Annotated in this window: 26 protein-coding genes; 14 read left to right on the plus strand and 12 right to left on the minus strand. The window is 50.6% G+C overall.

Translation table 11 applies throughout. From position 1 onward, the window contains the following. Positions 1-19 precede the first annotated feature (19 nt). Genes EVX52_RS15510 through EVX52_RS15530 form a run of 5 tightly spaced genes read right to left on the minus strand, consistent with a single transcriptional unit; the run spans position 20 to position 6,783 of the window. Positions 20-1,750 (minus strand): ShlB/FhaC/HecB family hemolysin secretion/activation protein, encoded by a 1,731-nt coding sequence (locus tag EVX52_RS15510; protein WP_129954397.1) that lies wholly within the window; start codon positions 1,748-1,750, stop codon positions 20-22. Positions 1,751-1,787: 37 nt separating this feature from the next. After that, positions 1,788-2,777, minus strand: a complete 990-nt coding sequence (locus EVX52_RS15515; RefSeq protein WP_129991628.1) for a fimbrial protein — start codon at positions 2,775-2,777, stop codon at positions 1,788-1,790. Positions 2,778-2,813: 36 nt separating this feature from the next. Next, complete coding sequence (locus EVX52_RS15520; RefSeq protein WP_129991629.1) at positions 2,814-5,405, minus strand: fimbria/pilus outer membrane usher protein; 2,592 nt, start codon at positions 5,403-5,405, stop codon at positions 2,814-2,816. 38 nt (positions 5,406-5,443) lie between these two features. Then, a complete protein-coding gene (locus EVX52_RS15525) occupies positions 5,444-6,166 on the minus strand; it encodes a molecular chaperone (RefSeq protein ID WP_129954391.1) in 723 nt (240 codons plus the stop codon). 50 nt (positions 6,167-6,216) lie between these two features. After that, the gene (locus EVX52_RS15530; RefSeq protein WP_129954389.1) at positions 6,217-6,783 is read right to left on the minus strand and encodes a fimbrial protein; all 567 of its coding nucleotides are present in this window, start codon (positions 6,781-6,783) and stop codon (positions 6,217-6,219) included. A 676-nt stretch (positions 6,784-7,459) separates the two neighbouring features. Between EVX52_RS15530 and phnF the strand changes: the two genes are divergently transcribed. From phnF to EVX52_RS15580, 10 genes are read left to right on the plus strand one after another with little or no spacing between them, the layout of a single operon-like run. Continuing rightward, on the plus strand, positions 7,460-8,185 hold the full coding sequence (gene phnF / locus EVX52_RS15535) for a phosphonate metabolism transcriptional regulator PhnF (protein ID WP_129991630.1): 726 nt from the start codon (positions 7,460-7,462) through the stop codon (positions 8,183-8,185). Beyond that, positions 8,186-8,629 carry a phosphonate C-P lyase system protein PhnG gene (phnG, locus tag EVX52_RS15540; protein ID WP_129954385.1) on the plus strand — a complete coding sequence of 148 codons (444 nt, stop codon included), beginning with the start codon at positions 8,186-8,188 and terminating at the stop codon, positions 8,627-8,629. It begins immediately after the preceding gene. Positions 8,630-8,632: 3 nt separating this feature from the next. Then, positions 8,633-9,214, plus strand: coding sequence for a phosphonate C-P lyase system protein PhnH (gene phnH / locus EVX52_RS15545; RefSeq protein WP_129954383.1), 582 nt, complete (start codon positions 8,633-8,635; stop codon positions 9,212-9,214). Then, the gene (locus EVX52_RS15550) at positions 9,214-10,296 is read left to right on the plus strand and encodes a carbon-phosphorus lyase complex subunit PhnI (RefSeq protein WP_129991631.1); all 1,083 of its coding nucleotides are present in this window, start codon (positions 9,214-9,216) and stop codon (positions 10,294-10,296) included. Before phnH ends, EVX52_RS15550 begins: the two co-directional genes overlap by 1 nt. Beyond that, positions 10,286-11,161: an alpha-D-ribose 1-methylphosphonate 5-phosphate C-P-lyase PhnJ gene (locus tag EVX52_RS15555; protein ID WP_129954379.1), complete on the plus strand. Its 876-nt coding sequence runs from the start codon at positions 10,286-10,288 to the stop codon at positions 11,159-11,161. Before EVX52_RS15550 ends, EVX52_RS15555 begins: the two co-directional genes overlap by 11 nt. After that, on the plus strand, positions 11,161-11,952 hold the full coding sequence (phnK, locus tag EVX52_RS15560) for a phosphonate C-P lyase system protein PhnK (protein WP_129954377.1): 792 nt from the start codon (positions 11,161-11,163) through the stop codon (positions 11,950-11,952). The genes EVX52_RS15555 and phnK overlap by 1 nt, the downstream gene beginning before the upstream one ends. 28 nt (positions 11,953-11,980) lie before the next feature. Continuing rightward, positions 11,981-12,688, plus strand: coding sequence for a phosphonate C-P lyase system protein PhnL (gene phnL, locus EVX52_RS15565; RefSeq protein ID WP_129954375.1), 708 nt, complete (start codon positions 11,981-11,983; stop codon positions 12,686-12,688). Continuing rightward, positions 12,685-13,821, plus strand: a complete 1,137-nt coding sequence (gene phnM, locus EVX52_RS15570; RefSeq protein WP_129954373.1) for an alpha-D-ribose 1-methylphosphonate 5-triphosphate diphosphatase — start codon at positions 12,685-12,687, stop codon at positions 13,819-13,821. Before phnL ends, phnM begins: the two co-directional genes overlap by 4 nt. Before the next feature lie 25 nt (positions 13,822-13,846). Beyond that, complete coding sequence (phnN, locus tag EVX52_RS15575; protein WP_129954371.1) at positions 13,847-14,422, plus strand: ribose 1,5-bisphosphokinase; 576 nt, start codon at positions 13,847-13,849, stop codon at positions 14,420-14,422. 8 nt (positions 14,423-14,430) lie between these two features. Next, a complete protein-coding gene (locus EVX52_RS15580) occupies positions 14,431-15,069 on the plus strand; it encodes an acetyltransferase (RefSeq protein ID WP_129954369.1) in 639 nt (212 codons plus the stop codon). A gap of 98 nt (positions 15,070-15,167) precedes the next feature. On the opposite strand, the gene EVX52_RS15585 is transcribed toward EVX52_RS15580, so the two are convergent. Continuing rightward, positions 15,168-15,809 carry a hypothetical protein gene (locus EVX52_RS15585; RefSeq protein WP_129991632.1) on the minus strand — a complete coding sequence of 214 codons (642 nt, stop codon included), beginning with the start codon at positions 15,807-15,809 and terminating at the stop codon, positions 15,168-15,170. A 186-nt stretch (positions 15,810-15,995) separates the two neighbouring features. Here EVX52_RS15585 and EVX52_RS15590 point away from each other — a divergent pair, with 186 nt between their 5' ends. Next, the gene (locus tag EVX52_RS15590) at positions 15,996-16,514 is read left to right on the plus strand and encodes a type 1 glutamine amidotransferase domain-containing protein (protein WP_129954365.1); all 519 of its coding nucleotides are present in this window, start codon (positions 15,996-15,998) and stop codon (positions 16,512-16,514) included. A 30-nt stretch (positions 16,515-16,544) separates the two neighbouring features. Here EVX52_RS15590 and EVX52_RS15595 read toward each other — a convergent pair whose 3' ends face one another. Beyond that, positions 16,545-16,988, minus strand: coding sequence for a YhbP family protein (locus EVX52_RS15595; RefSeq protein ID WP_129991633.1), 444 nt, complete (start codon positions 16,986-16,988; stop codon positions 16,545-16,547). Positions 16,989-17,104: 116 nt separating this feature from the next. Here EVX52_RS15595 and EVX52_RS15600 point away from each other — a divergent pair, with 116 nt between their 5' ends. Further along, a complete protein-coding gene (locus EVX52_RS15600; protein WP_129954361.1) occupies positions 17,105-17,407 on the plus strand; it encodes a GIY-YIG nuclease family protein in 303 nt (100 codons plus the stop codon). 40 nt (positions 17,408-17,447) lie between these two features. On the opposite strand, the gene EVX52_RS15605 is transcribed toward EVX52_RS15600, so the two are convergent. Then, complete coding sequence (locus tag EVX52_RS15605; RefSeq protein WP_129954359.1) at positions 17,448-17,951, minus strand: GNAT family N-acetyltransferase; 504 nt, start codon at positions 17,949-17,951, stop codon at positions 17,448-17,450. After that, the gene (locus EVX52_RS15610) at positions 17,945-18,466 is read right to left on the minus strand and encodes an SCP2 domain-containing protein (RefSeq protein ID WP_129954357.1); all 522 of its coding nucleotides are present in this window, start codon (positions 18,464-18,466) and stop codon (positions 17,945-17,947) included. Before EVX52_RS15610 ends, EVX52_RS15605 begins: the two co-directional genes overlap by 7 nt. Positions 18,467-18,781: 315 nt before the next feature. On the opposite strand from EVX52_RS15610, the gene EVX52_RS15615 reads away from it, so the two are divergent. Together EVX52_RS15615 and EVX52_RS15620 are read left to right on the plus strand one after the other, a co-directional pair. Next, positions 18,782-19,777, plus strand: coding sequence for a peptidase U32 family protein (locus EVX52_RS15615; RefSeq protein WP_129991634.1), 996 nt, complete (start codon positions 18,782-18,784; stop codon positions 19,775-19,777). 14 nt (positions 19,778-19,791) lie between these two features. Continuing rightward, positions 19,792-20,670: a U32 family peptidase gene (locus EVX52_RS15620; protein ID WP_129954625.1), complete on the plus strand. Its 879-nt coding sequence runs from the start codon at positions 19,792-19,794 to the stop codon at positions 20,668-20,670. Between the two features lie 53 nt (positions 20,671-20,723). On the opposite strand, the gene EVX52_RS15625 is transcribed toward EVX52_RS15620, so the two are convergent. Genes EVX52_RS15625 through EVX52_RS15635 form a run of 3 tightly spaced genes read right to left on the minus strand, consistent with a single transcriptional unit; the run spans position 20,724 to position 24,027 of the window. Beyond that, positions 20,724-21,887, minus strand: a complete 1,164-nt coding sequence (locus EVX52_RS15625) for an ABC transporter permease (protein ID WP_129991635.1) — start codon at positions 21,885-21,887, stop codon at positions 20,724-20,726. Further along, on the minus strand, positions 21,884-23,056 hold the full coding sequence (locus EVX52_RS15630) for an ABC transporter permease (RefSeq protein ID WP_129954624.1): 1,173 nt from the start codon (positions 23,054-23,056) through the stop codon (positions 21,884-21,886). The genes EVX52_RS15625 and EVX52_RS15630 overlap by 4 nt, the downstream gene beginning before the upstream one ends. Beyond that, complete coding sequence (locus EVX52_RS15635; protein ID WP_129954351.1) at positions 23,053-24,027, minus strand: HlyD family secretion protein; 975 nt, start codon at positions 24,025-24,027, stop codon at positions 23,053-23,055. The genes EVX52_RS15630 and EVX52_RS15635 overlap by 4 nt, the downstream gene beginning before the upstream one ends. Positions 24,028-24,340: the final 313 nt, after the last annotated feature.

A 24,340-nucleotide genomic window follows, 5' to 3' on the forward strand; every position in this document is an offset into this window, starting at 1 on the left:
TAATTACTGGTGTTGTTCATTAAAACGAAACTGACGCATTATAATAAATTGCTTCTTCTGACATGCCGGTATGTCTTAATGAGGTTGGTTCTGTTAACGGGCGGCTATAAGTCAATGCACTATTGAAATGAGTGGCATTAAATTTCAAACCTATTGCCGCGCCGGTCATGTATTCTGCATGGCACAAAGAGACATCTTGGGAACAATTATCTTTTACCACGGCCAAATCATAACCAATGAACGGTGAAACCTGATTGATGCCGTATTTAAATACACTGATTGGGAATTTGAAAGTATTGGAAATGTAGGCAGCGCTGTTTACAGACATATAACTATCTTTATAGCCCCGAACGGTATATTCATCGCCTACGCTCATATTTTCATCGCTGACCAGAATATCATCTGTATACTGGAAACCAGAACCCAGTTCATACTCGACGCCAACACGCCCGGCCTGATACAGATTCTTTGACCAACTGAGCAAACCGTTGTATTTCACGGCATCGATGTCGAACCCCGTTAAATCAGGGTCGTTTTTCCAGGCAGCACCAAACCATGGCACACCAAAGGTCGTACTCAGATCAGCGTAAAGTGATCCATCAAACATCGTGCCGACCCGGGTTAACCCCAGTGTCACATTCGAGAAACGCTTACTGCTCACATCAATTTGTGAGCCTTCGATGCGGTTGTTACTGTCATTAGTTTCTACTTTGGCATAAGCACTGGTTTTACCCTGTGCATTACGGAAAAGCATCCGGCTGACTTTCAGCGACAAACGATCGGATGAACCGTCGGAACCGTAACCACCGAAATCTCCCCCAATGGTTTTGTCATAACTTGAATGATAATACTGTGTATCAAATGCCCAATATCCCAACGGGATACTGTAGTTCAGAGACCAGGACTTCTGATTATCATTATTATTATTCAGATCATTGAATGAGGTATAATAGTTAAGTACATCATTAAAACCGACCAGATTATTCGCACTGAGGCTGGCAAAATATTGACTCCAGCCATCTCTTTCTGTGCCTGAGTTATTGGTCCCCAGGCTACCTGAAAACATCTGAACATCGCTGTTCTGTAAATCCAGGGTGGAATAGCCATTTTTATCTGACGGGACAATAATGAGTTTGCTGCCCCCGGAGACGCGCAGGAGGTTATCCAGCCCCTGGTCTACGTCAGACATATTCAGCACGTCATTTTTGGCAAATGGGATTGCACTGAACAGACGGGTCGATTGGCGAAAATTTGGGTTTTTCCCCTCAACGCTAAAACCATCAATTTTGCCCCACAACACTTTAAGTGTCAGAACGCCGCTTTTCAGGCTACTTTCCTGAATAGTCACGGTGGTGGTTGTGTAGCCTTTACCCACATAAAAATTAGTCAGATCTTTAACGAGCGAAATAATCTCATATTGGCCCATTTTCTTATGATTATAGGCATCAATAATTTTCTGACGCTGTGGGGAGTCAGCAAACTCCTCATCACCCGACACCGTAATTTCATTAATATCAAATTTATACCCTGGCCCGGCTTTCGCAAAGCTATCAGGCAACTGTTCGCTATTCTTCTCAGCATTGATAATTTCTGCTTCGCGGCTTTTTTCCTGCTCAATATTCATTTGCGTCTGGCGACGTTCTAACTGGTCAAGATCACGATTTGAGTTCATTGGCGTCAATACAGCGGCCTGCCCAGAAAGTGAAACCACAAGTAAGCCAGCGCCCAACGCGCTGTATTTCCTATACATTAGATTCTCCCTAAATAGTATTTATATGTGTAATTCATTAATTCATTAAAATATCAAAAACCACGAAAGTATCTATTTTACCGGCGGTCATTTTAGTTTCATCAAGCGGATATATTTGTGCTTTATATCCAAATGTTTTATCACCCGATATAATGGTTGATGCACCTTTCTTTCCTGTCGCATCGACAGAAGCACCTGCGGTATCAATAGCGGATCCTGAATTATTCAGCAATCTCACACCGACCTGCTGAGCACAGCTTTCGTCATCGCAATTAGCAATATATCCGTTCGGTGCACCCACGGGTCTTTCACCCCGAAATTGAAATTGCACTGAGGTTTGATCAGGGCAACTTAATATCAGCGTAAAGGGGACTTCTGCGCCCCGCCTGACCTTCCGGCTCTGAAAATCAGCCAGGGAATAGGTGCCTAAATCAACGTTTTGAGTGGTTGTTAAAATGGCACATGAGCGTGGCACCACATCAATAGGTGCCCCTAAATTAATAGTGACAATATCAACCGGTGTACCCGGGCTGGTATCAGCAACTAAACTCACATGCCCGATAAGGCCAGCAGGGATCGTCCCGCTTTTGATGACACCAGTCTGAACAAACTCCAGAACGACTTTATCAGCAGGTTCAGTACATATGCCTATGCACTCAAAGGCATCGGGGAAATAGGCATTTCTGGAAGCCGGCCAACTTAACCGGATCCCAAGACCGACAATGTTCGTATTATAAACATTGTCCGATGCCTGCAGCGTTGACTCTGGCCGGGTAAAAGCTGAACGCCAGGTATTGCGAATCAACGCTCCGCAGGTATAGGTGATGGCTGAAGTATTCACTTCGGCCCTTCCTAATACGGTTCCCACTGTGCCTTTACTGGCGGGCCTGAGCGTCGGTATTATAACGGAAACATTAAGGGCTTTACCCTGTGTGATGGTACAGTCATTAGCGGCAAATGCCACAGACACAGGCATCAGCCAGGATAATAAACCCAGCATAACGACTGATATTATCAACCTCATCATGCCCCTCCTTAAGTTATCAATAAATATGAGTTATCGCTATTCACACACTTTATTGAGTGTGGCGATACCAACTGTTTTTTCTGCAGATTCCTTTTCGTCTGGAATATATTTCATACGACAAGAATGAGCGTTTTTCTTTTCAGACCAGGAAACGGTTAACCATTGTTCAGCATTATTTTCAGGCTGAGCCACCATCGCCCTTCCGCCCTGCCCAACAATCCCAAGGACGCTTTCATCACTGTCTTTAATCATCGCTCCATAAGGGACAACAACACCTTTTTTATCTTTAATAAGTAAGAATTTATTGATGTTATTTTTTGTTTTAAAACTTAGTTTTACTGAGGCGCCGGCAGTAGGAACTAAACTTGCCTTAGTATCGTCAACTTCGACTTCCATATCCGCACCCTTAGTATCAAGATAAATATCGTTATATTGATAAGGATTGAGTGAGGAAATAATGGCATACCCATTCTCTGAAACCTGAGAGATCATATCAGGGTAAACATGTGAGCCTGTTGCTCCTTTCGCTTCGACAATACCGAAGGTATCGCTCAATGCAGAACTGTAATTAACGCCTCCTTCATGCAATACGATCCCGCCACTGGCATTCATCGTGGTCATGAATGAAGTTTCGGTTTGGCTATACCCGATATTCCCCTGCATGGCACTGCCGCTGTAACCTAAATTTATCCCTGCATTTGTCTGGTGATCCTGTACATAGTTTATCCAGCCACCATACGACATCTGGTTATATTCCCCGGCAGTACCGTTCAGCGCGGTTCTGATGCTGGAGTCTTGGTCGCTGTAGCTGACAGACGCATTAAGTTTCGGCACCTTCGAGTGCAGCGTACCAAATGGCACTGACATACTGAGATATATCGCATCATCGGTATCGCCATCTTCATCAATAGTTTTGCTGAAGTTAATGTTATAACTCATTGCATGCCATGAATTGGAATAACCAAACTGATAGCTGCTGGTGTTATTTTTTTCTGTTTGTGAATCCCAGGCACGGCCATAGTATCCGGAAAGATAAACATTCCCCCAGCCATCGATAAGGTTCTGGCTAATATTTATTTCAACCTTATCCCGGTAGTTAATAGGTAAATATTTACCATCATCGTCCTCTAATGCCTGAGCGGTCAGCAGAGCATCACTGAGAGAATAATAATCCTTACTTGAATAACGGTAACCCGCAAGGCTGAGGTTCGTTCCGGTGTCATTGAAAAATTTAGCCAGACTCAGTTTCAAACTCATATTGCAGAAACGATCACAGGAATCCTCATCTTCCACCTCGAACGAGGTGAAGGACCGGGTAATATCGGCCCCCAAAGCCCCTATGGGTGTATTGACAGCAGCACCGGCCATCAGCGCGGAATATTCGTTATCCTCTGTGGTCTGAAAACCTGTGTAAGCGGTGACCTGGTTAGTCAACCCATACTGGTAAGTTCCCTCCAGAACCAGGGGTTTATCGCGTAATGAGTCATTACGTATTTCACCGACAGTGGTTGAAAATCTCGATTGCCCCGGACGTAATAACATCGGTACGCTGGAGTAAGGCGTAATAAAGGTACGTACCTGACCTGTTGCCTCGGTGATTGTAACTTCCAGATCACCGCCATAGCCCGTAGCATAAAGATCCGTGATTTCGAATTCACCGGGTGGAACTGTCAGTTCCTTAAGGACATTACCATTTTGTCTGATGGTTATTTTTGCATTGGTATCCGCAACACCACGGATCACCGGCGCATAGCCGCGCAGTGAATCAGGCAGCATGCGTTCATCAGTGGCTAAACTGACACCACGCAGCGAAACGGTATTAAACAGTTCGCCGGTCGTGTTGATATCACCGGCTTTCATTTCGGCTTTAAGCGGTGCGATTGCACGCTGTGTATACGCTGAAATATGATCCCACTGGGTGGAAGTGCTGTCTTTAGTGACGCTGTCGAACGTATAGAAACGCCATGCTCCCAACTTTAATGAAGAGAGGGCATTTCCGTAATAGTAATCATCGGAGGTATGATCCTGATTACGCACATTCGTTGCGCTGAGAGAATAGTTTACCGCTAAAGAAGGTACACCATTATCCCAAAGCGCAGGGTTAACATACCCTTCAGGATTATTGAGTAAGCTTACCTGGGGTATAGAAAACTCTAATGTTTCTTCATCAGAGTCATACTTAAATGTTGCGGAAGGAATGAGCTTACTTAATAGTATACACTTATCCACATCCCATCCGGCATGAAGCTTAGAAGTATCAATATCGAACTGATAAATAAACTCTTTTGTTAAACAAGGTTGAATTTCGCTACCTACAGAGACATATTTAATTTTTTTTACGCCAATAGATTTGCCATTGACTTTAACATCTACGTGATAGTCGCCTGGTTTCGTTAATTCTTCATTATCAAACGCCGAGAGATCCATGCCTGCAAGATTACCGACCATAAACCCATTGTTAAACCGTACGGTTTTTTTCTCTTTTACAGTACTCTTAGATTCAATATTGCTTCCAAGCGTCATTCCAGTAACAGGCACTGTTTCGCAAAATGCATTACTTACCATGAAACTGGAAAATCCCACTATAAAAGCGGAAAAATTTCTTGATGCTTGATTTAAGCGAATCACAAAAATATCCCTTAATTTATTGCAATAACGTTACGTCATTACAATTTCAATTCCTTATTGACAAACGCACCCAGGTCTGTGATGAAAGTATATTTAAGGACCGGTGCCGTAGAATTTTTAATATTTTTAAATTCAAACACTTTACTACTGAAAGGTTCGATAACATCGCCCTGAAGAATAGTATCTTCCTGACCCGCAATCTTTAGCGAGGCAAAAGAAATATAATATGGCGAGTTATTGCTTCCCGTAACTTTATAGCCTGTTGCTGTTTTCTGTGTGGTCCAGGCAACATTCTCTGAAGCAGTTAAAAGTTCGCCTTTTAAGCCCGCCGGGCGGTAAAAGAATTTAAGGCGTGTTCTTACCGCAATATTCATCAGATTCTTATCAGCTGCATTCTCACTTTCAGGGGGTATATCGAGAATGTTTATCCAAAGCATCGTCTCGCGATCCTGAGGGTATTTACTGGCTGTTTCGTCTGTCGGAAAGATACGTAAGACCTTCCCTTTGCCTTTATTAACTCTGGCAATCGGTGGGTTGATGATAAAAGGTAAATTCTCTTTATCTTCAACGCTTGATTCCCGGCGACTATCAATCCAGACCTGAATAAGCGCAGGAGCATCCCCGACATTATTAATACGGACTGATTGCTCTTTTTCTTTGGCGTTAAAAATAACCCGCGTTCCCATGACCTGAATAGAGGCAAAGGCTGGCGTCAGGAATGAGAAAAACAGAGGCAATAGAATTGCCAATTTTAGCTTCATCTTTAATACTCCGATAATTAACCAGGGTACAAGTACCCTGGTTATTATTCTTAGTTATAAATAATGGAGTAAACAACGTCAGTATTCACTGTACCTGCAGTAGTTGCACCACCGGTAGCAATATATTGTGCCCAATAATCAAAACGGGCAGCATTATTTGAAATTGCTTTACCGGTAGTCGGATCAGTCACTGGTACACGTAAATCGATGGCTTGTTTGTTTTCGTCAGACAAGACAACCTGTACTTTCGTTGCCGAACCTGAAGCAGTAGAGTTCATCAGGTTACCGGTCGCACTGTCAATTTTGGTACTTGCCGCACGTTCCCAGGAAACGTTAGCAAATTTACCATTCGGACAGTCAGTACCACTTAAGCTGATATAAAATGGCGTGTCACCGGCTTTCTTACCGGTAGCATCCAATGCTGTCGTGCTGACAGGTTTAAGGTTGACCGTAAAAGTACCAGATGGCGTCAGGCCTTCATCAGTCCCACCATTGACAATACAGGTTGCACTACTAATGGTACCGGTAAAAGTAATGGTACCGTCTTCAGCACTGGCCGCCATGCTGCTGGCAAATAAGCAAACAGGCAATAATAAAAGTTTGGATTTCTTTAACATAAATAACTTTTCCTTGTTATTGAGACAAATATAATCAACCGCTCTAGAAGATGCATATTGTACATAAATGAACGATAGTTGAAATATATACTAATTTTTAACAAATCACTTCCATATGCGATTAATTATATTTTATTATGTTTTTTTGATTTATTATTTACAACCCAAATGAATTTATGCCGCTATTGTATATTCACTTTTAAATTCAGCATGAAAAACACCGGGTTATACTTTTAGAACTCCACTTCGTGTTAAGCATTTCGTTTAATTGCCCTGTCTTTTTTTTAAATTAAGATATGGATGATTATAAATTAAAATAACTTAAGATCTAAATTGTAAAAAACACCTAGAATAATTTACATTTGGAGGAAAGATAAAATCTAATAGAATCAAAGGAGAATAAACATTTAGTAAAAACTATCCTAAGGTAAATGTTAATAAATCGCGTTTCAAAAAGTTCCCTCAATTTTGAACTTTTTTCCCCTTATTTCATCTTTCACATCACTGCAACCAGAACTTCACCCAACTGTCACTTAACTTCTCCAACATGATGCCAACACCGAACTGAGGTTTGCATCATGTCTCCTTTATTTCGTTTCCGAAAAATTCTCCGGCGAATGCACATTACCGCAGCGCTCTCCTTTGCCTGTTTCTCCCGTGCGAGGTATTCATTGTGATGAACTTATCTAGACATCCGACCAGTCACACGACTGTCTATCAACAAATTGCCGCTGAGCTGGAACAGGAACTGCGTAACGGTTACCGCTGTGGCGATTATTTGCCACCGGAACAGCAGCTTGCCGAACGTTTTCAGGTAAATCGTCATACGCTGCGCCGTGCGGTGGATGAGCTGGTGGATCGCGGCTGGCTGCAACGCCGCCAGGGAATTGGCACGCTGGTCCTGATGCGCCCTTATGATTATCCGCTGCATTCACAGGCACGGTTCAGTCAGAACCTGTTGGATCAAGGCAGTCACCCGACCAGCGAACGACTGCTGGCGGTGCTGCGTCCGGCGACCGACCACGTTGCGGCGGCACTGTCCCGTCAGGAAGGCGATACGGTGATCCATCTGCGTACGTTACGCCGCGTTAACGGCGTGCCGGTCTGCGTGATTGACCACTATTTACCGGACCTGGACTGGTGGCCTGCGCTGCAAAATTTCCACAGCGGCTCGCTGCATGATTTTATTCGCCAGGAAATTAAGCAAAAACTCACCCGCCGTACCACCCGCATTAATGCCCGCCGCGCACTGGCTAAAGAGAGCAAATTACTTGAAATCGTACCCCAGGCACCGCTGCTGTGTGTCCGCACCCTGAATATCTGTGAAAGCAACGCGTCCGTGGCGGAATACTCCGTCAGCCTGACACGTGCCGACATGATTGAACTGACAATGGAGCACTGAATGGATCACTTGCAAACCCGCCAGCGCTGGATGTCAGTGCTGGCTCACAGCCGGCCTGATGAGTTGCTCGCACACTGGCAACCGCTGAATTTATCGCCGCAATTTGAGCGACTCCGTGCAGCTGAAACCGGCCTGACTCAGCTTCAGGGCCGGATGGGGGGTACCGGTAAACGTTTCGTGATGGGCGACATGACCATTACCCGCGCGGTTATCCGCACCGATAACGGCATCTATGGCTACAGCTATGTTGCCGGTCGCAATAAAGCCCACGCCGAACTGTGCGCCATCATTGATGCATTACTGCAAATACAGGGCATGGACGAACTGCTGCATAAACGCGTGATAGCACCGCTGGCCGCACTGCAACAGGAACGCCGCCAGCAACGTGCCCGCGAAGTGGCTTCCAGCCGCGTCGATTTCTTTACTCTGGTTCGTGGAGAATAACTCATGTCACTTGTTGCCAGTTTTCAGCATCCGGTCGCCGATGCGCAGTACAGTTTTCGCCGTATTCTCAAAGGATTAAGCGAGCCAGGCATCAGCGTACAACTGCCTGCCATGCCCGGTTTCGGCGCACTGGGATCCGCCAGTGCCTGTGTGCTGCTGACGCTTATCGATCAGGACACACCGCTATGGCTGAGTGCATCGCTTAACGATGAAATCCTGCGTAAAAACCTGCGTTTTCATACCGGCGCCGTACTGACCAATGACCCATCCGCTGTCAGTTTTGCGCTGGCTGATCCTGCGCTGGACAGCGCAACCCTGCTGGCTTTCCCGTGCGGCGATGAAATGTCGCCGGAGCTGGCGACCAGCGTGATTGTTCAGCTCGAAAGCCTGACCGGTGGCACGCCGCTGCGCCTGCGCGGGCCGGGCATTGAAAACAGCCGGATTATTTCTCCACAGTTGCCTGATTGCGTGCGCGATTATCTGCTGAACCGTCCTCACCGTTTCCCGCTGGGTCTGGACTTTATGTTCACCTGCGGCGAAGAACTGATTGCCATACCGCGCACCACGCGCGTGGAGGTCTGCTGATGTATGTAGCCGTTAAAGGGGGTGAGAAGGCGATTGCCGCCGCCCATCAGTTGCTGGCGCACGAGCGCCGTGGCAACACGAATGTGAATGAAATCGGCTGTGATCAGATCGAACAACAATTAGGTCTGGCAGTCGACCGCGTCATGAGCGAAGGCGGGATTTATGACCGCGAACTGGCAGCACTGGCCATTAAACAGTCCGGCGGGGATCTGGTTGAAGCCATTTTCCTGCTACGCGCTTACCGCACGACATTACCCCGTCTGGCCACCAGCGAGCCGCTGAATACCCAATCGATGCGTATTGAACGGCGTATTTCCGCCATCTATAAAGACTTACCCGGCGGTCAGGTGCTCGGTCCCACTTACGATTACACCCACCGTCTGCTCGACTTTGCGCTGCTGGCCGAAGGCGAAGCGCCGTTCACGCCAGTGGCAGATGAACCGCAGCCGGAAAACTGCGGCCATGTGTTTGATTTACTCACGCAACAACAGCTGGCGATTCAGGAAGAAGATGACGGCAGCGAACCGGAAGATATCACCCGCACGCCGCCTGTCTATCCGGCATCCCGCGCCGCGCGCCTGCAGCAACTTGTCCGCGGCGATGAAGGATTTTTGCTGTCGCTGAGCTATTCCACGCAGCGCGGTTACGGGCGAACGCATCCTTTCGCCGGTGAAATCCGCACCGGCTGGCTGACGGTCGAAATCGTGCCGGAAGAGCTGGGCTTTGCGATTGATATCGGCGAAATCCTGCTGACCGAATGCGAGATGGTGAACGGTTTTGTCGCACCGGAAGACAAGCCCCCGCACTTTACCCGCGGTTACGGACTGGTGTTTGGTCGCGCTGAACGCAAGGCGATGTCGATGTCGCTGGTCGATCGCGCACTGCAAACCCGTGAATACAACGAACAGATCAGCAGTCCGGCGCAGGATGAAGAATTCGTGTTATCCCATGCCGATAACGTCGAAGCCGCCGGTTTTGTCTCGCACCTCAAGCTGCCGCATTACGTCGATTTCCAGGCCGAACTGGAGTTGTTAAAACGCCTGCGCGCCGCAAAACAACAGGACTCCGCCCATGAACAATAATGCCGCCCAAACGATCACCGGCTACAACCACGGTTATCTCGACGAGCAGACCAAACGTATGATCCGCCGTGGCATCCTGAAAGCGGTGGCGATCCCCGGTTATCAGGTGCCGTTCGCCGGTCGCGAAATGCCGATGCCTTACGGATGGGGCACCGGCGGGATCCAGCTGACTGCCAGCGTGATTGGCGAAAACGACGTGCTGAAGGTTATCGATCAGGGCGCTGACGACACCACCAATGCCGTGTCGATCCGTAAATTCTTCCAGCGCGTCGCAGGGGTGAAAACCACCGGGAAAACCGTGGAAGCCAGCCTGATCCAGACCCGTCACCGCATTCCGGAAACACCGTTGCAGGAAGATCAGATCCTGATCTTTCAGGTGCCGATCCCGGAGCCGCTGCGTTTTATCGAACCGCGTGAAACCGAAACCCGCAAAATGCACGCGCTGGAAGAATACGGCGTGATGCAGGTGAAGCTGTATGAAGACATCGCACGCTTCGGCCATATCGCCACCACCTACGCCTATCCGGTGAAAGTGAATGATCGTTACGTGATGGATCCGTCGCCGATCCCGAAATTTGATAACCCGAAAATGAACATGATGCCTGCATTGCAGCTGTTCGGCGCCGGACGTGAAAAACGCATTTACGCCCTGCCACCGTTCACCAAAGTAGAAAGTCTGGACTTTGACGATCATCCGTTTACCGCTCAGCGATGGGATGAGCCCTGCGCCCTCTGCGGCTCGCACCACAGTTATCTCGATGAAGTGGTGCTCGACGATCAGGGCAACCGCATGTTCGTGTGCTCCGACACCGATTTTTGCGCTCAGCAGGTTGAGCAACAGGCTTCAAACGAGGGTAACCACTGATGAACACTCCCTTAAATCTTACCGCCGGGCCGCTGTTGTCGGTGAATAACCTGACTCATCTTTATGCGCCGGGCAAAGGCTTTTGCGATGTGTCGTTCAATCTGTATCCCGGCGAAGTGCTGGGCATTGTCGGCGAATCCGGTTCCGGCAAAACCACACTGTTGCAGTCGATTTCTGCCCGTCTTGCGCCGCAGCAAGGCAACGTGATTTACAACAACGGGCAGGTTCCTGCGCAATCGTTGTATGACATGCCCGAAAGTGACCGCCGCCGTCTGCTGCGCACCGACTGGGGCGTGGTGCATCAACATCCGATGGACGGCCTGCGTCGCCAGGTTTCAGCCGGGGGAAATATCGGCGAGCGTCTGATGGCTGTCGGTGAGCGCCATTACGGCAATATCCGCAAGAAGGCCGGTCAGTGGCTGGAAGATGTCGAAATCCCGGTTTCACGTATTGATGACCTGCCGACCACGTTTTCCGGCGGAATGCAGCAACGTCTGCAAATCGCCCGCAATCTGGTGACGCATCCCCGTCTGGTGTTTATGGATGAACCAACCGGTGGCCTGGATGTGTCCGTTCAGGCACGTCTGCTGGATTTACTGCGCACGCTGGTGGTGGAAATGCAGCTGGCAGTAGTGATTGTCACCCACGATCTTGGCGTTGCCCGCCTGCTTGCGCACCGTTTGCTGGTGATGAAACAAGGTCAGGTGGTGGAAAGTGGTTTAACCGACCGCGTGCTCGACGATCCGCATCATCCCTATACACAGCTGCTTGTTTCTTCCGTGCTGTCCTGAATCTACTTCCAGAGAAAGAGTGACCAAAATGACGACGAAGCTCAGGGTCGAAAATCTCAGTAAAACTTTCGTGCTGCATAACCAGAACAGTGCCCGATTACCGGTGTTCAGTCACGCCAGTCTGACGGTCAATGCCGGGGAATGTGTGGTGCTGCATGGCCAGTCCGGTAGCGGAAAATCCACCCTTTTGCGCTCCTTATACGGCAACTATTTGCCGGACAGCGGCACCATCTGGGTGGAGCATCAGGGTCAGCAAATCGACATCGTCAGCGCCGAAGCGCGCGAGATTCTGGCGGTTCGCCGTCATACCGTCGGCTGGGTCAGCCAGTTTTTGCGGGTTATTCCGCGTATCAGCGCGCTGAATCTGGTGATGCAGCCGCTGCTCGAACTGGGTGTGGATAAAGCGCAGAGTGAATCACGCGCCAGCGTATTGCTGCACCATCTGAACGTACCGGAACGCCTGTGGCATCTTGCGCCTTCAACGTTTTCCGGTGGCGAACAACAGCGCGTGAATATCGCCCGTGGTTTTGTGGTCGATTATCCGGTGCTGTTGCTCGATGAACCTACCGCCTCACTGGATGCGGTTAACCGCGCCGCCGTGGTTACGCTGATTGAGCAGGCCAAAGCACGCGGTGCGGCGGTCGTCGGGATTTTCCATGACGAGGATGTGCGCCAACGTGTTGCCGACCGTTTGTATGAAATGAGCCCCGAAACCGCGCCGGAGATGTCCGTATGATCATCAATAACGTCAGACTGGTACTCGACGATCAGGTTGTTGAAGGATCGCTTGAGATGAAAAACGGCGTGATCAGCGCCTTCGCAGACAGCTGCAGTCAGTTGCCACAGGCGCTGGATGCGCAGGGCGGCTGGTTGCTGCCGGGTTTAATCGAGCTGCACACCGACAATCTGGATAAATTTTTCACGCCGCGCCCGAAAGTTGACTGGCCGGCGCATTCGGCTATGAGCAGTCATGATGCCCTGATGGTCGCCAGCGGCATCACCACGGTGCTGGACGCCGTCGCTGTCGGTGATGTGCGCGACGGCGGGCATCGTCTGGATAATCTGCAAAAGATGATCGACGCTATCATCAACAGCCAGAATGCCGGATTAAACCGCGCCGAACACCGGTTGCATCTGCGCTGCGAACTGCCGCATGAAACCACCTTGCCGTTGTTCGAAAAGCTGATGGATACGTCAATATTGTCACTGGTTTCGCTGATGGACCATTCACCGGGCCAGCGCCAGTTCGCCACGCCGCAGAAATACCGTGAGTATTATCAGGGCAAGTACCACCTTAACGACCAGCAGATGGACGACTATCAGGAAGAGCAAATCGCCCTCTCGCGCCGCTGGGCACAGCCAAACCGTGAAGCCATTGCCGCGCACTGCCGGGCACGCAATATTTCACTGGCCAGCCACGACGACGCGACGGCCGCGCATGTGGAAGAATCGCTGGCACTCGGCAGCGTGATTGCCGAATTTCCGACCACTGAAGAGGCCGCACGCGCCTCGCACGCCAACGGTTTGCAGGTGCTGATGGGTGCGCCAAATATTGTGCGCGGCGGGTCCCATTCCGGCAATGTCCCGGCGCATCATCTGGCCTCGCTCGGTCTGCTGGATATTCTCTCTTCTGATTACTATCCCGCCAGCCTGCTCGATGCTGTTTTCCGCATTGCCGGTGATGAAAATAACGCTTTCAGCCTGCCGCAGGCGGTGAAACTGGTAACACGTAATCCGGCCAATGCCCTGGGCCTGAAAGATCGCGGTGAAATAGCCGAAGGCAAGCGCGCGGATCTGGTGCTGGCACGCGCGCATGGCGATCATCATTACGTGCAAAACGTCTGGCGTCAGGGCATTCAGGTGTTCTGAGGGGATGAGAGTCTAAGGAGATGAAATGAGTCGTTTACTCTATCTGATGGGCGCTTCTGGCTCGGGAAAAGACAGTTTGCTGGATGCCCTGCGTCAACATTTACCGGACAATGTCACGGTGGCGCATCGTTATATTACGCGCCCCGCAGATGCCGGTTCGGAAAATCATATTGCATTGAGCGAAGCTGAATTTATGCAACGCCGTCAGCAGGGATTGTTCGCGCTGGAATGGGTCGCACACCAGTGCCGGTATGGCGTGGGCATTGAGATCGACCATTGGATGCAGTTGGGCTGTCATGTGGTGATGAACGGCTCGCGTGCTCATCTGGAACAAGCCCGTCAGCGTTACGGCCAGCGCCTGCTCCCGGTGTGTTTGCAGGTATCGGATCCTGTGCTGGCCTCACGACTTTCGCAGCGCGGACGTGAGGATGTGGCGCAAATTGCCCGCCGTCTGCAACGTGCCAGAGAATATGCCAGCACGCTGCCCGCAGAGTGCCATCTGCTGAACAACGACGGTGCATTGCAGGACACCTTACAGCATCTGCTGGCGATCCTTTCTCTGCCGGTCAGTACGCCTGTTTATCCCGTAACTTCACAATGAAGGATCCTATGACAGACATCATTTCTCCCTTTTCGCTGGCTGATGAACAGGATTATGCCCGACCTAAAATTGGTCAGCAGGTCGAGCTGAACGGATCGCAGCTCGGACAATATGTACATATTGCCGATAATGCGATTATTGAAGAAACGCAGATCGGCGATTACTCCTATACCGCCGGGAATAATCAGATCTTCTACGCAACGATCGGCAAATTTGTATCGATCGCCACCTATGTACGGATCAATCCTGGTAACCATCCGACTTATCAGCGTGTGGCTCAGCACCATTTTACCTACCGCAGTTCAGCATACGGGCTGGGTGAGGACGATCAGGCATTTTTCGACTGGCGACGTGAACATCACGTCACCGTGGGTAATGATGTATGGATTGGTCATAACGCGGTGCTGATGCCCGGCGTGAAAGTCGGCAATGGCGCGGTCATTGGTACGTCAGCCGTAGTGACCAAAGACGTCGAGCCATACTCCATCGTCGCAGGCGTGGCGGCTAAAAAGATCGGCATGCGGTTTGACGACAGTATGATCGAACGGATCGAGAAAAGTCAGTGGTGGAACTGGGATCATGAAACACTGAAAGAAAGGATGCCGGACTTCAGAGATCTGGCTGTGTTTGCGGAAAAATATCTGTAGAGAAGGCGGGGAGCGGGCTCAGGGTTTGACAGGCAGGAAATTCGCATTTTTTGCCTGTCAGCTTATCACAGGGATCCGCTGAAGCGGATCCCTGTGCATTAAAGTTCTTCAACGCTGGCAACAATCTGATCGGAATCCAGCACGGTGATCCCCCCCAACCCGGCGTTAAATGCCTGTTCCAGCAAAGCTTTTGCCACAATGTCAGACTCCACGGCTTTCCATTTCCCTGGCAGCATTTTAAATAATGGTGCGCTCAGTTGCTCGAGCAGGCGCGGCGGATGACGCCGGCCTACCAGCAGCGACGGTCTGACCAGCGTGAGCAGTGGCCAGCCCTGTTGCATCAGCGCCAGTTCCATTTCACCTTTGGTGCGGTTGTAGAGGAAACACGAATGCGCATCCGCGCCGTGTGCGCTGACAGCAAGACAATGGCGGGCACCCAGTTCCCGTGCCGCTTTGGCGCAATCGACCACCAGATCGTAATCCACGGCCCGAAATGCCTGTGCACTTCCCGCCTGTTTACGTGTGGTACCCAGACAGCAGAACAGCAAATCAATCGGTTCATCAAGTGCAACAACCAGTGAGGTCAGATTCGTGCCCAGCGGATTGATCAGTTTATTGCCCGGTGGCAACGGACGGCGACTCGGCGCAACAATACGGCTGACACGCGGATCCAGCTGCAGCAGGCGTAAAAGCTCCCTCCCGATCAGACCACTCCCACCCAGCAGAAGAACTTTTGCCATATCACTTCCTTTTAAATCACGGCATACAGACACAGAGGATCGAAGTGTTACCTGAATGTGAATATCACGCTATAAGACAGTTCCTGTTACCTGACCAGACTCGGAGGAATCCAGTTTGATCAGTCCGTCCCTGGCTTCTAGGATTATGGGGGTAAGTCAAAAAACACATTCTCAGCAGGAGGAACCATGAGCAAGAAGATAGCGGTACTCATCACTGATGAATTTGAGGATTCTGAATTCACTTCACCCGCCGGGGCTTATCGCGAGGCTGGACATCAGGTCATCACCATTGAGAACAAAGCGGGTAACGTCATTAAAGGCAAGCAGGGGAAAGCTTCCGTTACCATTGATAAATCAATTGATGATGTGAACGTCGCTGAGTTTGACGCCCTGCTGCTGCCCGGCGGACATTCGCCGGATACCCTGCGCGGAGATGACCGGTTTGTCGAATTTACCCGGGAGTTCGCCAATAGCGGCAAACCGATTTTCGCCATCTGTCACGGGCCGCAATTGCTGATTAATGCCGATGTCGTTCGGGGACGCAAACTCACCACGGTGAAACCGGTGGTCGTGGACGTGAAAAATGCGGGTGCCGAGTTTTATGACAAAGAAGTGGTGGTCGACAACAACACGCTGGTCACCAGCCGGACGCCGGATGATCTGCCCGCTTTTAACCGTGAATCACTGAAGATTCTGGCAGAATAAACCCGCCGCCCCTCTGCACAGAGGGGCAAATCACCGTGTCTCTTCTCTGTCCCATACAAGTTTCTTACCAAATCCCAACGCATTATCTGTCATTTTAATGTGGCTGAGCCTCAGTGCCCAGACCGGCGTTTTCATCGCGATGGCGACAGGGAAACGTTTACAATACTGACTGCGCGCACGGCTTTCTTCTTCACCATCGAGAACGGTAGCTTCCCCACGATACTGAATGCCTTTAATTAGCGCGATGGATTTCGGAGGTGGCGCAATCGTTCCCACAATGTGTGGCGATCGGGACATCAGCGAGCCATGAAGAGTTTTGAGTTCTGTCATGAAATAGAGCGTCATGCTGCCCTCATCGGTAACATAAAAGCAATTAGCGCTCCACATTTCGCCGTCAACAGTAGCGCACAGCGCCAATACATGGTTCTTTTTCAAAAATTTCAGGATATGTTGCAGATCATCAGGGTTATTCATCGCCAATCCTCATCTTCATTTTTCACAGTTTAACGCTGTATGACGATGTTTTGCCTCACTCTGTTGTGCCTTTCGGGTAAACTGACACGACCTTTTCCTTTCCCATACCTAAGCTTATGCCCGTCACCGCCAACTGGTTTTTATATATGCTGAGAACGCCTACCGGGATGCTCTATACCGGCATCACGACAGACGTGACGCGGCGTCTCGCCCAGCATCAGTGTGGTAAAGGAGCGAAATCATTGCGTGGGAAAGGAGAATTAGCGTTGGCATTTCAGTGCCAGGCAGGTGACCGCTCGCGGGCATCAAAGCTGGAAATAAAAGTCAAAAAACTGAGTAAGGCACAGAAAGAGCTGCTGGTGACAAACGCGCCGGAATGCCTGGAAAATTATCTGGGATTCGCGGAAAGCGGAAAATAAAAAAGGCCGGGAAACCGGCCTCTGTGCCCTCTGACTGTCATCAGAAGCGATTAAACGCTGACGGGAAGACCACTTCACCGCTGGCGTCGGACAGCGCATCGTCTGCCAAAGTAAACAGCTGGAACATGGTTTCAGTATCTGTCCAGCGGCAATGCAGGCCGTGAGCAGCCGCAGGTTGAAAACCGAAACGCTTGTAATACGCAGGGTCACCTAATACCACGACGGCGGCATAACCAAATTCATTCAGGGAATCTAACCCTTCGTACACCAGTTTTTCGCCCAGTCCCTGACCACGCAGAGAGTGCTCTACCGCCAGCGGTGCCAGCGCCACCCAGTTACGGTCTTCGCCCTGAATATCCACCGGACAGAATGCCACATACCCCACGACACCCCCTTCATCGTCGGTCGCGACCACGCCAAGCGTCAGGAGACCATCTTCACGCAACTCCTGCACCAGATCAGCTTCTGCGCCAGTCGGAAATGAGGCGCGCAGCAGACGGTCTATGCCCGCAGCATCGACCGGAATTTCAGTACGGATTAACATGGCTCAGCTACCGGAGTTTTTGACCCGCGGTCCTCTTGCAGTCCCGCTTCGACAAAACCGGCCAGACGCAGCAGGCCGTTTTTCAGCAACAGCGGCATGGTATCAAGATCGATAGAATCCATCAGATTTTTCACATACAGACCGAGCTCCGTATCGCCTTCAATGCGCAGACGGCGCTGGAAGAACAGCGTATCAGGATCTTCTTTACGGGCGGCAATCAGGATCAGGTCGTTAGCGTTTGCGCTGAAGCTGACATCCGCCTCGCCGTGTTCAGCGATCATCAGCTTACCTTCGCCCACCGACATCAGCCAGCTCAGGTTCAGATCGCTGACATCAATTTTCAGCCATCGGTTTTCGAGGAAATCCAGTTCGCCATCAGCCAGTGCCTGACGAAGCTGCCAGCTCAGCACCTGTTGCAGAACCTGACGTTGTAATGCAAATGGCGTGAATTTCAAAGGCACACTCAACAGGGTGGGTCCCTGACGAACCAAACGTGCACGTAGTTTTTGCAACACTGGCACTACTCCTCTCGGTAACTTTTCGACAAGTTTTAAGGCGGTTATGCGGCCTATTTTGACACATTGCCGGTAACGTTCAGCGGTCTATATCAATAAATACTGCAACAGAAAAACGCCACGTACAACCTCCCCGGGGGCGGTAAGCCCTTCAAAGCCGCAGAAACTGCCTCAAATCAAAATATTGCATCCCTGCATTCTCTAAAATAGTTCGCCAATCAAAGCCCTGACTGATGAATGAATGACGTCGGCAACTGGCTTTTCATCACCCCCAACTGTTCAGCTCTGGCTGACCGGTTGCAGTAAGGAACGAGAATGGAGCTACTTTGCCCGGCAGGAAATTTACCTGCGCTGAAAGCGGCGATCGACAATGGCGCAGATGCGGTTTATATCGGTCTGAAAGATGACACGAATGCGCGCCATTTCGCCGGCCTGAATTTTACGGAAAAAAAGCTGCAGGAAGCCGCCAGTTACGTGCACCGCCACCGTCGTAAACTGCATATTGCTATCAATACATTTGCCCATCCTGACGGTTATCAGCGCTGGGAACGCGCGGTAGATATGGCGGCACAACTCGGCGCAGATGCGCTGATCCTGGCTGATCTGGCGATGCTGGATTACGCGGCGAATAAATATCCTCATGTTGAACGCCATGTATCGGTGCAGGCTTCCGCCACCAACGACGAAGCCATTCGTTTCTATAAACGCAACTTTGATGTTGCCCGCGTGGTATTGCCGCGTGTGCTTTCCATGCATCAGGTGCGTCAGCTTTCCCGTACTACCGTTGTGCCGCTGGAAGTATTCGCATTCGGCAGCCTGTGCATTATGGCCGAAGGCCGCTGCTATCTTTCGTCCTATCTGACCGGCGAATCGCCCAATACTGTGGGTGCCTGTTCTCCGGCACGGTTCGTACGCTGGCAACAGACCACGCAGGGCATGGAATCACGTCTGAATGATGTGCTGATCGACCGTTATGACGAAGGCGAAAACGCCGGTTATCCGACTCTGTGTAAAGGCCGTTATCTGGTGGATGGCACGAAATACCATGCGCTGGAAGAACCGACCAGTTTAAACACGCTGGAATTATTACCGGAACTGTTCGCCGCCAATATTGCGTCAGTGAAAATTGAGGGGCGTCAGCGCAGCCCGGCATATGTCAGCCAGGTCGCACGCGTATGGCGTGCGGCCATCGACCGCTGCATGGCTGATCCGCAAAACTTTAAAACCGAGGAAGCCTGGATGAACACGCTGGGCTCCATGTCTGAGGGCACACAAACGACGCTGGGTGCCTATCACCGCAAGTGGCAGTAACTGAAGAGACGATGATGAAATATTCTTTAGGCCCCCTCCTTTATTACTGGCCGAAAGCACAGGTGGAAGACTTTTATCAGGCTGCGGCGACCAGCAGCGCGGATGTGATTTACCTCGGCGAAAATGTGTGTGCCAAACGCCGGGAAATGAAAGTGAACGACTGGCTGGAGATCGCGCGTCAGCTGGCTGCAACGGGTAAACAGGTGGTGATTTCCACGCTGGCGTTGTTGCAGGCACCGTCAGAGCTCAATGAACTGAAACGCTATGTGGAGAACGGTGAATTTTTGCTCGAAGCCAATGATTTCGGCGCGGTGAATATGGCGGCGGAACGCAATCTGCCATTTGTCGCCGGCCATGCGCTGAATTGCTACAACGCGGTCACGCTGAAATTGCTGCATAAACAGGGCATGGTGCGCTGGTGTATGCCCGTCGAGCTTTCCCGTGACTGGCTGGTGAATCTGCTCAACCAATGCCAGGCTTTGGGCATTCGCGATAAATTTGACGTAGAAGTGCTGTCCTACGGGCATCTGCCACTGGCGTATTCGGCGCGCTGTTTTACTGCACGTTCAGAAAACCGGGCGAAGGATGAATGTGAAACCTGCTGCATCAGTTATCCGCAGGGCCGTAAAATGCTGTCTCAGGAAAATCAGCAGGTGTTCGTGCTCAACGGCATTCAGACGCAAAGCGGCTATTGCTATAACCTGGGTAACGAACTTATGTCAATGCAGGGGCTGGTAGACATTGTGCGTCTGTCGCCGGAAACCATGGACACACTCGCCACGCTTGAAGCGTTTCGCACCAACGAACGCGGACTGTATCCGCTGACACTTACCGATAAAGCCGACTGTAATGGCTACTGGCAGCGTGTCGCCGGGCTGGAACTGCGCCAGTAACCACAGACAGACAACACTAAGAAGGGATATGACCACTGCGCCATATCCCTTTTTTATAAGTGCGGAGGCTTCGGCCGGAACATCGCGCGCAGCCGGACGCCATCACGCAACATGCCCACGGCAATGCCAATGAAAGTGTAAAACACGCACAGGATCAGCAGCATCATAATGTCGCCACCCACGTCTTTAAACGGCAATCCCATCTGATTCACACCGGCAATGGCTTTGGTCGCCCACGTTGAAGGAAGCATGGAAGAAATCGCCCGAACCCATGCGGGCATCGCCTGCAACGGCCAGATGGTACCTGATATATAGAAGACCGGCGTAGTCAGAAACGCCAGCGTCAGGTAAATCAGCTCCACGCTGCGCAGACATTCCGTCACCAGTTTCCCTAAACCTAATACCGCCATCAGGAACGGAAACGTCAGCAGCAAAATCTCAGGAATGGTTGCCGTTTGCCGGTAACCCAATACCCAGGGCCACAATACGAACAATACAATCGACAGAAAAAGCCAGACCGGAATCAAGGCTGAAATTCCCCCCAGAAACGCCGGGATCGATGATTTCCCGGAAGGCCCGCTGTTGAGCACAATACTGACGCGCACACTGGCTATCAGTAATGAGTGCTGCAAAAGCATCACCAGTAAACCTGGAAAAATAATGGCGGCAAAACTGATGCCGGGGTTAAACAGATCAGATGACTGGCCCAGGATCGGCGAAAGCACCACGCTGGCCTGACGCTCACTGAAACCGTTGCTGAGCAGCAAATCTGTGTTGTACTGCGTCAGGATCGACTGATACGCCGACAGCACATCCTGTTGAATCTGCCCGTTTGCCAGCCGGTTGGTGGCATCACCATACACCGGGATCACAATATTTTGTCCGGCGAGGATCTTCTTCTCCAGATCGACCGGCATGATGATCACTGCGAACAGTTTTCGCAGCGCCAGATCGTGTTCCGCGTCAGCCAGATTGTCATACGCGACGGTGGCAATTTTCGACCCCGCATCAAGCTGGCGGGACAGCATGCGGCTGGCCGTACTGTGATCCTGGTCGATCACCGCGACGGGCAAGTCCCACACTGTTCTGTTGGCATAAACCAGACTCATCACACACAGTGAAAGCAGTAACATCATCCACATCGGTTTATCGAGCAAACCGGTCAGCACTTTACTGAAGGTTTTCCACCAGGTTTTACCCCATTCGCGACCCGTCATTGCCCTGGTTCCTGTTGTTTCATTCGCATATACAGGCGTTTACGCACCAGCAAACTGGTCAGCAGCGGATAGATCAGCAGAATGCAACACACCATCAGAATGCCGCGCACTGACACTTCCCGCAGGAAAACATCAAACATGGCGGCCAGCGCATAACTCAGCGGCTCAATACCGGAAATGATACGGGCTGGCAACGGCATCGATAGCACCGGCACCGCCATGCCCGAGAAAGTCAGCGCAATACTGACGAAAATCCCCATCATGGTGTAAGCCGTGATGGTGGTTTTAGTGAAAGTGAAAAGGAGTAATCCGAGGCTTTGTGCGGCGATCACATAGAAAAAACCGATCAGCAGCATATACAAAGGATTACCACTGACACGGGCGTCAAAAAACCCGACCAGCATGGCGATTTCCACCATCAGCAACGTGGTAAAACACAATGTGTATGGCGCGAGTTTGCCAAGCAATGCCAGTGTGAACGAAGGTGCGCCGAGTAATGCCTGGCTGCGCGCCATCACGTAAATCATGCAGGTGACAGTAAACAGTTGCAGCAGATGGATGGTCGCGGCAAATTGCTGATAATAAATGTAGCTGCCACTGGCGTTAAACAGGCTGCCGTACGAGAGATCTACACTTGCCAGCGAAGGCAGCGTTTTCCCCATTTCTGTCGCAATGATTGAACGGTAGCGGGTATTAAGTTCGGTGATCAGTCCGCTGAAATCTTGCGTGGAATATAATCCGGCACCGTAGAATAATGCGTTGTAATAGAGGACGGCGCCGGGCTGTTTTCCGGCCAGCACATCGGCTTCAAAATCGTTGGGAATATACAAAAGCGCATAATCCTGCGCGGTACGCAGACGGTATTCAGCTTCCGGCAAACCGCCTTCAAAAGCCTGCACGTGCGCGTGAGAACCGGCGTCCAGTTTGCGGACCAGCATTTTGGATAGCGGACTATGATCATTGTCGACCACAGATACCGGTAAATCCAGCAATGTACCTTCCGAGAAGTTACTGCTGATAAGCCCGAAAAGCAGCAGAGGAAAAATCCAGCACAACCAGTGGATCACCGGCTTGCGGAAAGCATGCCGGACCTCGCGGGTAAAAGCCCGACTGAAACAGCGCCATGCGGCTTTCACCCTTTCACTGCGCGGCGCTTTGACCGGCCTCATTGAGCTTGCCATTGCCACAATGCGCTCATGCCCTGACGTAATCCGGGCACAGGTTTCGCGGGATACAGACGCACTTCAAAAGTTTTTAAATCAAAGTCGCCGGTCGCCCGCGTGGCGCGTTTGGTCGCATAATCGCCAAGCGGAGCAAGGTAACGCACTTCCGCTTCGATCATCTGGTTATTCAGCGCGGGAACGCGTATCCGGACTTTATCGCCTTTACGCACGCCCGCCAGGATATCCTCACGCAGGTTAAACACGAAATACGCATCAGGCAGACGAACCAACGTCAGTAACGGGCTCGAGGCGTTTTGCAACTCGCCGACCTCCACAGGAATCGGTCCGACCTCACCATCAACCGGGGCTTTGACTAATAAATCATCGGTTTGCGCTTTCACTTCCAGAAGGTCTTCTTCCGCCTGGCGCAACTGAGCGGCATAGCTTTCACGTTGCTCGACGCGGTCACCGTTGACGCCTTCATCCAGGTTGGCTTTGGCCACCAGCACCTGCTGATAAGCACTGTCGCGGGCGCGGCGGGAATCTTCCAAATCAGCCGCAGAAATGAAACCTTTGGATGCCATTTTGGCATTACGGTTATAAAGGTCCCGTGCATTAATGTATTCCGCCTGCGACTGCGCCAGCGTGGCTTTCAGATTGCGAATACTTTCTTCACGCGTGCCGTTAACGGAAAGATCAAGCTGCGCTTTTGCCTGATCGCGCGCCGCTTCAGCCGCACGTAACTGCGCCATTAATTCGGGGCTGTCGAGGGTAATCAATAGCTGTCCGGCTTTGACATCGTCACCGCGTTCTACATGACGTTCTGTCACCCGGCCTTTGGCTTTCGAGGCCACAATGACTTCCGGTGCATCCACTTCACCCTGCAATAACAGATCCTGATTGTGCGCCCGGAACAACACAGCCAGAGAAACCGCCACTGCAATCAGCAGCAGGGTCAATAAAATTCGTTTACTCATCGGTACGACATCCTTTTTGTTTGCCTGTTTTTATCAGCGGCTTTGGGTATCCTTTCCATATTATTGTCCTTTGTTGCATCAATCTCTTCAGGCGGAACATACAGATATCAGTGAAATCATAGCGGGATAAACAGAGCATTTTTAACTCAAAACAACATATTGGCTGAAATGATAGTTTAGGTTAATTCAATCCTATTTTAGGATGTTTAAATGGCATTTAAGGGCACAAATGCCGTATTCAATCTATTACTATTGGGTGATACTCGTTCTAATTATGAGCGGAGTGAATACTTTCTCCACTCACCTCAATCAA

Origin of the sequence: Rahnella sp. CFA14(1/10) (assembly GCF_004195095.1) — a bacterium.
GTDB lineage: Bacteria > Pseudomonadota > Gammaproteobacteria > Enterobacterales > Enterobacteriaceae > Rahnella > Rahnella perminowiae.